The 10,548-nt window shown below is 51.0% G+C and carries 7 protein-coding genes; 3 read left to right on the forward strand and 4 right to left on the reverse strand.

Annotated features, from left to right (window positions below):
• The first annotated feature begins 37 nt into the window (after positions 1-37).
• Both SH449x_RS27375 and SH449x_RS27380 read left to right on the forward strand, forming a co-directional pair.
• The gene (locus tag SH449x_RS27375; protein WP_482379260.1) at positions 38-1,486 is read left to right on the forward strand and encodes an NADH-quinone oxidoreductase subunit N; all 1,449 of its coding nucleotides are present in this window, start codon (positions 38-40) and stop codon (positions 1,484-1,486) included.
• Positions 1,487-1,556: 70 nt separating this feature from the next.
• Positions 1,557-2,381, forward strand: a complete 825-nt coding sequence (locus SH449x_RS27380) for an enoyl-ACP reductase FabI (protein ID WP_482379261.1) — start codon at positions 1,557-1,559, stop codon at positions 2,379-2,381.
• A gap of 43 nt (positions 2,382-2,424) precedes the next feature.
• On the opposite strand, the gene SH449x_RS27385 is transcribed toward SH449x_RS27380, so the two are convergent.
• The 4 genes from SH449x_RS27385 to SH449x_RS27400 all read right to left on the reverse strand — a co-directional run bounded on the left by SH449x_RS27385 (position 2,425) and on the right by SH449x_RS27400 (position 8,077).
• Positions 2,425-4,407, reverse strand: a complete 1,983-nt coding sequence (locus SH449x_RS27385; RefSeq protein ID WP_482379262.1) for a flagellin — start codon at positions 4,405-4,407, stop codon at positions 2,425-2,427.
• A gap of 1 nt (position 4,408) precedes the next feature.
• The gene (gene flgK / locus SH449x_RS27390; RefSeq protein ID WP_482379263.1) at positions 4,409-6,106 is read right to left on the reverse strand and encodes a flagellar hook-associated protein FlgK; all 1,698 of its coding nucleotides are present in this window, start codon (positions 6,104-6,106) and stop codon (positions 4,409-4,411) included.
• A 10-nt stretch (positions 6,107-6,116) separates the two neighbouring features.
• The gene (locus SH449x_RS27395) at positions 6,117-6,608 is read right to left on the reverse strand and encodes a hypothetical protein (protein ID WP_482379264.1); all 492 of its coding nucleotides are present in this window, start codon (positions 6,606-6,608) and stop codon (positions 6,117-6,119) included.
• Positions 6,609-6,706: 98 nt separating this feature from the next.
• Complete coding sequence (locus SH449x_RS27400; protein WP_482379265.1) at positions 6,707-8,077, reverse strand: BBP7 family outer membrane beta-barrel protein; 1,371 nt, start codon at positions 8,075-8,077, stop codon at positions 6,707-6,709.
• A 335-nt stretch (positions 8,078-8,412) separates the two neighbouring features.
• On the opposite strand from SH449x_RS27400, the gene SH449x_RS27405 reads away from it, so the two are divergent.
• Positions 8,413-10,530 (forward strand): preprotein translocase subunit SecA, encoded by a 2,118-nt coding sequence (locus SH449x_RS27405; RefSeq protein WP_482379266.1) that lies wholly within the window; start codon positions 8,413-8,415, stop codon positions 10,528-10,530.
• The last annotated feature ends 18 nt before the right edge of the window (positions 10,531-10,548 follow it).

Genomic DNA, 10,548 nt, shown 5'->3' on the forward strand with positions numbered 1-10,548 from the left:
ACCATAATCAGTACTTGCGATCTAGGCGAACGTAACCTTGGACACATTAGAATTCACCATCACTTCCCTCAAGCTGATGACGCCTTCAATCGTGTTGATTGTTGGAGGATGCTTGTTGTTATGTTCTGGACTATTTATCAAGAGTGGTGATGCGTACCGGGTTCATGACAACAGGAATGCATTGGGAGCACTGGCGATGCTCACGATTGTGCTTTCTGCGTTCGCCATGTCGATCCGAGTGGTACCGGGCGATTTAGGGAACGGATTGTTCCGATTGGATGATTCGGCCATTGCTTCGGAACGGTTAGCATTAATCGGCGGTGCGATCCTGGTTCTTATTTCCTGGTCGACAGCTCCTAGACGTTTTTTGCCTGAGTACTACGGCTGTTTGGTCATCATGTTGGGTGGTATTCCTCTCGTTGGTGCATCGAACGATTTGACCTCGCTGTTCCTAGGCTTGGAGTTGGTGAGTATTCCTACCTACATCATGCTAGGCATTGTGAAACGGGATAACGCGGGCATGGAAGCTGCGATTAAGTACTTTTTGATGAGTGCTTTTTCTGCCGCCTTTTTCATGCTTGGGCTCAGCTACTTGTTCGGTACCAGCGGTTCAACCAATCTTCAGGTCATCTATGACACGCTGGGCTCAGAGAACGCTAGCAAGTTGACGATTGTGGCATTGTTGTTTGTGTTGTGCGGGCTTGCGTTTCGAATCACGGCGGTTCCATTCCACTTTTATGCACCGGATGTTTTTGAGGGAACCAGTCTCACGATGGCGAGCGCCATGGCTTACTTGCCTAAGGTGGCAGGTTTCGTGGCATTGATTCGGCTGTTGGGAACGCAGCTCGGTCCAGAGGTCATGTCGGCGGTTGTGCCAATTCTGTTGGCTTGTTCGGCGTTGACCATGTTGGTTGGTAATTTTATGGCTGCGGCGCAATCGAATTTGCGACGATTGCTCGCGTACTCCAGCGTGGCACACTCGGGTTATCTGCTGTTGGCAATGGCGGCCTTGGTCCGAAATAATGCGGAGCCCGTGGTTCTATACTCGTACTTGGCAGCCTATGCCGCCATGACGCTCGGCTTCTTTGCATGCTTGGCCGAGATTGAAGCGGCCGGTGGAAAGACACTAATGATCGGCGATTTATCAGGGATGTTTTACAGACGGCCCGCTGCCTCGATGGGGATGGCTATCTGTCTAATCAGCATGATCGGGTTGCCTTTGACCGCTGGCTTCTGGGCTAAGTTCTTAGTGTTCATGTCCACGACGGCAGCCGGAATGGATGATCCAGTAAGCTTGGGTATGGGGATTTTTATGGCCTTCAACGCGGTTGTCGCAGCAGCGTACTATTGGAGAGTTTTGAGCAAGCTGTTTGAGACGAGTGATGCAGAGGTGCCGTTACGCGTATTCCGTCCCAGTTTATTTCTGGCCTACACGATATGCGTTGTGCTGACCTTGGTCTGGTTCTTCGTGCCTTATGCGATGTAGACTGATCGGTTAGGATTTAGGTATACATACGATTGCACTCGCACATTCGCCTCGTCAGGAAATATAAATCATGAAGCTATTCGAAGGAAAAAAGGGTCTGATTCTGGGTGTGGCTAACGATCGATCGATCGCTTGGGCCGTCGCTAAGGAGATTTTGGATCAAGGCGGCATATGCGGTTTCTCGCACTTGCCGGATCGAGCGGACGACGACAAGAAGAAGAATCGGCTTCGAGTGTCCAAGTGTGTGGATCAATATCCTAGCCAGACGGCATTTTTAGAGCCATTGGATGTTCAGGATGATGAGCAGGTCAAAGGTTTTATGGAGATGGCTGGCGAAAAGCTCGGGAAAATCGACTTTCTGCTTCATTCGATCGCTTTTGCAGATCGAGAGGATTTGTCCCGTGATACAGTCGAAACCAGCCGGGCTGGTTTTAAGCTGGCGATGGATGTAAGTGTTTATAGTTTGATGTCGGTGACGAATTTTGCGCGCCCGCTGTTCAATCCAGATGCTTCGGTACTCACCATGACCTACTTTGGTGGGGAGAAGTGCGTGCCAGGTTACAACGTGATGGGAATTTGCAAGGCGGCCTTGGATGCAACGGTACGATACCTAGCGAATGACCTAGGACCACATGGGTTCCGAGTTAACGCCGTCAGTGCTGGGCCGCTAAAGACCCTGGCTGGCGCTGCGGCTGGTGTTGGAGAGATGCAGGAGTATTATGGATATGTCGCTCCGCTGGCGAGATGCGTAACTCACGAAGAAGTAGGGCGGTCTGGAGCTTACTTGCTCAGCAACTACAGTTCGGGGATTACCGGAGAGATACTTCACGTCGATGCGGGCTACAATATTATGGGTAGCCCTGGGCGTCTGCTGTACGAGTTCAAGAAGAAGTAATCGCATATTGGGCATTCATGCCCGTCTCGGGCTGTAGCGATCTCTACAAGTAGTTAAACAAAGAAGTTTGATTAGCGTTCGCGAGCAATCGTAGGCTCGCTTCGTAGGCAATCTGTCTAGAGTTTAGTTCCGATATGACGGTGGCAAAGTCTGCCTCGAAGAGCCTCGACTTATCTTCGCGGATGTTGATTGTTGTTAATTCTTGATTTAGTCGTAAACCGTCAATTCGTTGCTGTTCCACACCTAAGCTGGCTCTCGTCAGCGAGAGCCTGGATAGGTCCTGGTCGATCAAGGTTACGGCGCGATTGATTGAGGCTACATCTTGATCTCGAATTGCTTCCCTCAACCGGAATAGCGAGTTGAACATGCCACGCACCTCTTGCGGGTTGGGGTCGTTGCCGCTGATGAGAAAGTCGTCTCCAGTTAGACTGGCAATGGCGTCGGTTCTCCCTTTTGGAATAAGGCCCAAATCCCAGGCCGCCGAGCTTCCTCCGGAAGCCTCCAGTCGAATGGGAGTCGGATCGGGCGGAGCTATCGGTGGAGTGGAAGAAAGTTGGATTCCGTTAGTAGATTGTTGTACGCTAGCGGTAATCCTCGTGTCTGGATCTTGGTTGTCCAGATGGTTGTTGATTCTATCTAAGACGTCTTGGACCGTAATCGAGCCTTGTAATGAGATTTCAAAGGTTGTTCCGTCGTGACGAGTAAGCCGCAGATCGTTGCTGTCCCCGAAGGAAACACCTCGCCCGTAGTTTAGTTCGCTGAGAACCGTCTGCCCACTGAATGTTCTTAACCCCAAAGCTTGGGCTAATGACCCGTTGGCTTCGCTGATAGAAAAGTCGACACCGCTTGCAACAGATCGGATTCGAATCGAGTTGCGGTCGGGCCCCAGATCAGCGACAACCGCCGCACCAGAACGCGCGATTGCATTCAGCGCATCATCGACGGTCTCTGCCCCGGTGAAATCCACTGTGTGGTTCTTCCCTCCCTGAACGATATGGAGACCTTCGTTCCAATCGAATCCAGCCCCATTGTTGAGCTGGCTTAGAAGAGTCGTTCCTCTCACGACTGGACGCAAATTGTTTGAAACGATCGGTAGCGCAGGGGAAGGTTCTGACGTTAGAATCCCTAGGTCGCTCGCAGTTCGCCCTGGCCCCACCTCATTTATGCGCAGGGTTCCCGGGTCACCATCGACGAATCGGATTTCTAATTGACCGTTGACCAATGCAGCTTCGACGGGGCGACCATCTAAGCTAACGTTTCCATTGATTTTTAAAAGAATGTCTTCAACGCGTTCCGCCCTTGCAAGATCGATTACGACGTTATCGGTGCCACTTGAAAACTGGATCGCACCGGGTGCAATGCCTCGACCGCCATTGAGGTCGGTAAGTCTTGTGGAAGGTACGGCAATAGGATCTAACCCACCAAATCCTTGCACCGAAGTAGATAGGAGCCCAAAGGCCCTGTTTCCAGTCACATTGTGCGCCAGGTAGTCTTGTTGGTCTGCGATTGTCTGGAGGCTGAGCTGATTACCAAGAAAATTCACAGAGGAATTGGAATTCGCCACAGTTGGTGTTTGAACCATCCCACCCGTAAACAGATACCGGTCGAGATATTTCGTGTTTGTTGCAGCAACTAGCCGTTGAATCCCTGCATCGATCTGGTTGATCCAACCTTGGCGCTCGGCGTCGCTAGATAGGTTTCCAGATGCTTCTATACCTAGTCCTCTAAATTCTGTAACAAGATCTTGGATATTGCTCAGTGTGGTTTCTGTTGCGTTAAGGTACCCCTGGGCCGAGTCGAGATTTCTGCTTGTTTGGTTACGAAACTCGAGTTCGCGCTGCAGGCCGATTACTCGGAGTGCCGCGGTGGGATCGTCGCTTGGCCGCGAGAATCGTTCGCCCGTGCTTAGCTGGCGTTCCAGTTCCTGCATGGCGATTCTACCCACCTGAACCTGGTAAAGTGATCGGTGTCGCATCGCGGAATCGCTAACACGACCAGCAACGACTGGGTAGAAAGAGCTCAGCATGTTAGATTAAATTCACTAGAGTATCCAAAAGACTTGCAGCGGTTGAAACGACCTTGGCAGTTGCTTGAAATGCTTTCTGATACAAAAGCATTTTCACAGCTTCTTCGTCGAGACTGACCCCCGAGATACCCAGGTGCCTAGCTTCCAAAGTCTGTAGGAAGTTACGCAGGCCGTCGGTAACACCTTTTTGTGTGTTGATGTCGCGGGTCATCTCTGAAACGATTCCATCATAAATCCCATTCAGGCTGCGTCCCCCTAGCAGTTCGTTTGGTGTGCTGAATGCTTCTGAGAGTTTAATTGCGTTTGAGGCACCGTTTCCAACTCCATCTAAACTAACGGCTAGGAGCGATGGGTCGGAGATAATCTCGTTCCGAACCGCTATCGTTGTCGCGCTATCACCGCTAAAGAACGTGTTGATACCGAGAGAAGCCAACGCACCACTGGTGTCATTTGCGAACGAGAATGTGATTGCAGGACTGTCAGAATTGATTTGAAAGCGTCCGTCGTTTGTGACAGCGGCATTCAACCCGGATACTGCGTTGATCGCCGCTGCTAGTTGTCCGGCTGTTGTGTCGGAATCCAATCCCAATTGGCTGACAGGGAACTCATAGCTCTTCGTTTCACCGGTGCGAGAATCGGTTACTCGAATTTCAAAAGAGCCGTTATCTATCTGAAATTTGCTATTCGAAACTTCCAAAGGTAGATCTGTCCGTCTGATAACGGCTTCGCTCATTACGGATTGAAAGCCTTTGCTTCCCTGTCCCTGAGAGTGGATTCTGTTGACCACGAAGATAATGTCTTGTGCCAGTCTATCTATCTGCCCTTGGTACCCGTCAACAGAGGAACGATTGATCGATTCATAAAGTCCTTTGAGCTTGCCACCCTGTAAGTTTAGTGGAGAGTCGGTGTCGGCGAATCGAAGCTCAATACTAGTTGAACTGCCGTCTGCGACCACAGCTGCCTTGATTTGACGTGCTATACCATCCGACACGATATAGTCACCGCCAATGAAGACCGTGGCAGCACCGCTTGACTGTTCTGTGACGGTGACATCGACATAAGTGGAAAGCTCATCTAGAAGCTTGATTCTCTCGTCTCGTAGTCCAACTGCACTGGAATTCGTTCCGCCTTCGATCTCGACAATCCGATGGTTTAGATTGGCGATAGACCGTGCGATACGATTAATCTGATCAACGGACGAGCTTATCTCGGAACGCATTTGAGCCGCCCCCTCAGAGAGGCTTCTGGACACTTCTCTAAGCTGAGTCGCTAATTCGCGACCTCGCTGAATGACTAGCGCCTGCATCGCCTCACTACCTGGCTGGTTGGCCACGTCCTGAAAAGCGTTTGCCAGTGAGCTCATCCGCGACGATAGATCATTATCAGACAGTTCGTTAAAGATCGACTCAACAGCGGAATTAGTGGCTTGAACCTGTTCCTGGTAAGCAAGTTGGCTGCGGGTATCACGTAATCGGTCGAGAGTAAACTTATCAAGTCTTTGTTGAACACCTACAGCCTCTACACCTTGGCCAATAATCATGCTTCCGGCTCGGTAGCCGAGCGCCGGTGTCAGAATCAAGTCTTGCCGGATGTAGCCCGGTGTATTGACATTAGCAATGTTATTGCCAACGACTTGCAGGCCTAATTGATGAACACGTAGAGCGTTTGCGGAACCTTGGATAGCACTAAACAAACTCATACAAGTTGCCTCAGGCTGCTTCGTTTACCAGAAAGCCACCCTCAAGGGAATGCGTTTCATTGGGATGGTAGGTCGCCGAGTCATTTCGACCCGTCGCTAGAATCAACAACATTTCGGTCACAGTCGATTGCGAATGAAGAGCGCTCATCCAAAGTGAAGTGGATATCTGCTGAACACGATTGAGTTGCAATTCGAGTTCAGTGATCTTTGGCAGCCAAGTTGGCGGGCATTCCGATCCGAGCTGCATTGCGAACGCTTTTAGATGATGAGCAGTGAATCCATAGCCCCGCGCCCTGGACAGGATCTCTTCTCGTTCGACTTTGTGCTGAACGATTTCCTGCTGGATCGACTCTGCTAGGGTGGTTTGCGATACGATTTCAGAAACTTGCCCATTCAAGTAGGCTTGCTCTGCCCGGAGCAGGGTTTGTTCCCATCGCGTTAACACGTTGGAAAACGAATCAAGCCACACATTGACTTCCTCGGCTAGCTGCAACCTTAACATCAAGAAACTCCCATTTGACAGAAAAAAAGCGGAAGCCCTTCTGCCGAGCCTCCGCTAGTAGTGTTCAAAATTCCAGTCAAAACTTATGACGGGGATTTCTAGAAATTAAACGTGTAGCCAAGGTCAAGTCCGTGAAGGAAGTAAGTTTCCCTCTGGAACTTGGAAACAGGAGTTCTCGGTGGGTCGATCGGAACTAAAGTCAGGTGGTCGCTGCTGACGTTCGTGTCGATCTGCCCAGTTGCAAGCACAACGCTCGGCATGGCAATCAAGGTATAACCCACGCCGAGTTGCCCCCTGCCGAGCTGATACTTTAGTTTCGCTCCCGCTTCTGGAACAAAAGTGAAACGATCCTGGCTTATCAAGCCACTATTGGTCGACTGGGCAAATATACCACGTGGTGCCGCAAACTCCGGATCCGGCTGAGGAGGCACAATCGATGTCGCACCAGCCACCGAGCTGGTGGACCTCATGTTCCCCATAGCCACTTTACCTAACAAGGATAGTGAGAATCGCCCTGAAGCGACTTCGTTCATGAAGCCCAAATGCCCCCCATGAAACTCATTTCGTGTGCCAAAGGTGTCCATGGTCGTTACAACGGTACCATCAGGCACAGTATTCCCCACGATTCCATCCACAAATGACGTTGATAACATGTAAGCAGAATCTAGCCGCAAGAAACTGTAACCGGCCAAGATATCCCCCCTGCTTAATCCATCGCCAAGCAGTCTCAGCCTGAACGACACGTCAGCAGAAACAAAGTCGAGCTCGTTAACGACTCCGATAGTACCCGCGTTAATGCCCGTCCCAGGACCAACCCCGGGGATGGTCTGTTGAACGAGATAGATATTGTTGTCGTTAACGCTAGGAGCTGTGTCGAAGAACGAAACCCCTGTGGTGCCCATCCCACCGAAATTCGATTGGTCTCGGTTGCCGAACAGTCCAAAAACTCGCCCCATAAGTCCGTAATTTTGGTCGTTGTCCAACCAAGTGCCGACTGTGAAACGATATCCGACCCTCAGACTGTCACCGACGGGATTACCGGAACCACCAGCCAGTATGTCAGTTGGCAATGCATTCGGACCTCCGCCCAAGATAACGGGAGCGCCGGTCATGCCTTTGCCCCACCATAACAAGGTTTCAGCCTCAACCCAAGTGTTCGACGTCCCGGTGCAAAGAGCGATCGGCCCGCAGGAAGGTGCGTAGCCGCTTTCGCAACTCATGCTCACAGTTCCAGGCATATCGAAGGATGGAGAGCGGAATGCCACCGGATTGTACGCCGTGGGTTGGTGCGTCCCAGAGTCAGCGATATCGCTTATCCGCGACGTGGACTCAACGAATCCAGAATTGGCCTGATCTCCAATTCTGCCAGTGTTGGAAAAAGCTCCGTCTTGGCCCACCGCAGTAGCGGAAGCACACGTTCCGCACAAGGAGGCGATGATAAGCGATAATGTTGTACGATTGATTTTCATGGGTTCCTTCTCGCTAAGCTAAGGCTTGCGTACTGTTCGCATAATTGGATCGGCCGGATTAGTCGGAACCTAAGACAAAAAAGGAACATCAGGAATAAATCCCCCAGGCTACCTAAACTGCCTTCAAAAATGAAAATTATCTGAGTGTTGTTGCGTTAATTGGTGATTTTTGCAGAAGTTCACTAAATAAAGGCTTCTACTAAGGACGCGAAAGCGTATTCGATTGAACGGAATTCGTTCCTGCTTTCTTTGCCTCAGCGAAAGCGCAACCTACAATAAGCTGTCAAAATCTCGGACGCGTTTTGGCCCAAGTAGCTCTTACCACCGTAAATGGAATGACTAACACCATCGATCCAAATCGCATAACGACCGCTGAGACATCCGTGGGACAGGATGCGATTGAGTTACGTGAAGGATCGCAATCAGCAACTCACGAATCCCCTACAGCGAAGACGCCTCCCCCCTCGAGTTCGAGCGTCAAACTGCAACTCCCCTACCGGCCCAAAGTAACCGCTGGCTGGAAGCTTCCCGGCGTTGCGTCTTACAAGATCTCGCAATGGACCGCAATGGCCCGCGAGGTAAACCAATGGGAAGAAAACCGGCGGGCTCTGTCGCTGCAACAAATCAAAAAGGAGTTTCTCTCACTAATTTACCGAGCCAAAAGTGGTGAATCACTTGGATCGTTGCTGCCAGAGACCTATTCGTTAGTGCGAGAAGCAGGTCGACGCGCGCTCAACATGCGCCATTACGATGTACAAATTTTAGGTGGCGTTTGCCTCTACCATGGTTGTATCGCGGAAATGCAAACTGGTGAAGGAAAGACCCTTACCGCAACCTTGCCCATGATCCTGCATTCCTTGGTCGGCAAGGGGGCGCATTTGGCGACCGTCAACGATTATCTAGCGGAACGCGATGCGGAATGGATGCGTCCGCTTTATAAAATGCTTGGACTGAGCGTTGGTGTCGTTCTAACGGAGATGAACCAAGACGACCGGAGAAAGGCCTACGCCGCAGATGTCACCTACGGTACCGCTAAGGAATTCGGGTTTGACTTTCTACGAGACCGTCTTCTGATGCGAGCACAAGGGCGAGCGGTCGACGACTTTCTCGGCATGGGTTCGCAAGAGCGATGGACCTCTTCGGGGGATCAACCTGTTCAAAGAGGTATGCATTTCGTTCTTGTGGATGAAGCAGATAGTATCTTGATCGACGAAGCCCGTACGCCGTTGATTATCGGTTCGCTCGGCGATGAGACCCGCGAAGTCGTTATTGCCACTTACAAATGGGCCGCGCAGCATGCGGCGGGTTTTGTCATCGAAGAGCATTACACCGTAGTTGAGGATACTAGAAAGATAGAACTTAACGGAAAAGGTCGGCAATTCGTTCGCTCGCTTCCCCGTGACGAACTGATTCGTACGGCTGCTCTGGTGGATCTTTACGAGTTTATCGAGCGGGCGATCAAAGTGCATCGAGACTTCCAGCTTGATCGGCAATACGTGGTTCGCGATGGCGAGATAGTGATCGTCGACGAATTCACTGGCCGATTGGCAGAAGGGCGCAAATGGCGAGACGGGATTCACCAAGCGATCGAAGCCAAGGAAGAGGTGGAGGTTACAGTTCCTACGGGACAAGCGGCCAGAATCACCATTCAAGACCTCTTTCTTCGCTACAAACAACTAGCGGGAATGACGGGAACTGCAGCCACAAGCGCGGGCGAATTGCGACGGATCTACAAGAGCCCCGTTGTCCAGGTGCCAACGAATCGTCCACCAAAGCGAAAGAAACTGCCCGACATTGTTTGCCCTGACATGATGACGAAATTCGAGACAATTGTCGATGAGGTTAAAGCAGTTCATTCTCAGGGGCGACCTGTTTTGATCGGTACGCGATCCATCGACAAGTCAAGTATTCTGGCTGGTATGTTGCGCGAAGAAGGCATGGCCTGTCAGATTTTGAATGCCTACGAAGTAGAACGCGAAGCTGAGATTGTTTCTCGAGCTGGAGAGCGGGGACAGATTACTGTGGCCACCAATATGGCCGGTCGAGGAACCGACATTAAACTCAAGGATGAGGTGAGAGAAATCGGTGGGATGATGGTGATTTGTACGGAGCTACACGAAGCGGCTCGAATCGACCGCCAATTGATCGGTCGTTGCGGACGACAAGGGGATCCAGGAACCTACCGCCAGTACCTCGGTATGGATGATGAGATTTTACGAACAGGTTTGGGGACCAAAGTCTTTGAAAAAATGAAGCGAATAGGAGAGGGGTTGGCCTCCTCAGCTTCCGCCAATCAAAGACTTCTTGGTTATGCATCGACATTTCGCAAGGCTCAACGAAAGGTTGAGAGAAAGCATTTTCGCGATCGTATGGCGTTGCTGCATCATGAAAAAGAACGCACCAAAATCCAGCGGGAAATGGGACAAGACCCCTACCTGGATACCGCGGAATAAATAGGCTGCATCCCACTC

It is taken from the genome of Brakhagea baltica (assembly GCF_052161605.1).
Classification (GTDB): Bacteria; Planctomycetota; Planctomycetia; order Pirellulales; family Pirellulaceae; genus JBKCUI01.

What these genes read in the sequence shown, in the direction of transcription:
- SH449x_RS27380 (WP_482379261.1), top strand. Translation starts at nt 1,557, where the DNA reads ATGAAGCTATTCGAAGGAAAAAAGGGTCTGATTCTGGGTGTGGCTAAC.
- SH449x_RS27385 (WP_482379262.1), bottom strand. Translation starts at nt 4,407, where the DNA reads ATGCTGAGCTCTTTCTACCCAGTCGTTGCTGGTCGTGTTAGCGATTCC.
- flgK (WP_482379263.1), bottom strand. Translation starts at nt 6,106, where the DNA reads ATGAGTTTGTTTAGTGCTATCCAAGGTTCCGCAAACGCTCTACGTGTT.
- SH449x_RS27395 (WP_482379264.1), bottom strand. Translation starts at nt 6,608, where the DNA reads ATGTTAAGGTTGCAGCTAGCCGAGGAAGTCAATGTGTGGCTTGATTCG.
- SH449x_RS27400 (WP_482379265.1), bottom strand. Translation starts at nt 8,077, where the DNA reads ATGAAAATCAATCGTACAACATTATCGCTTATCATCGCCTCCTTGTGC.
- SH449x_RS27405 (WP_482379266.1), top strand. Translation starts at nt 8,413, where the DNA reads ATGACTAACACCATCGATCCAAATCGCATAACGACCGCTGAGACATCC.